Here is a 241-nt window from a genome sequence, read left to right on the forward strand (position 1 = left end):
GGCCGCGGCCGGCACCTTCATGACGCTCGGCCTCGAGCTCGGCGGCAAGGATCCGGCCTATGTCCTTCCCGACGCCAAAATGGACCATGCGGTCGCCAATTTGGTCGACGGCGCCTTCTACAATTCCGGCCAATGCTGCTGCGGCATCGAGCGCGTCTATGTGCACGAAAAGGTCTATGACGAGTTCGTCGAAGGTTTTGTCGCCGAGACCAGGAACTATGTCGTCGGCAATCCGCTGGAG

General features: G+C 61.0%; 1 protein-coding gene. It reads left to right on the plus strand.

Annotated elements, in window-relative coordinates; genetic code table 11:
- The coding region (locus P9236_RS30780) for an aldehyde dehydrogenase family protein (protein ID WP_278078223.1) at positions 1–241 on the plus strand (241 nt) is incomplete at both ends.

Origin of the sequence: Mesorhizobium sp. WSM4884, assembly GCF_029625675.1 — a bacterium.
Classification (GTDB): domain Bacteria; phylum Pseudomonadota; class Alphaproteobacteria; order Rhizobiales; family Rhizobiaceae; genus Mesorhizobium.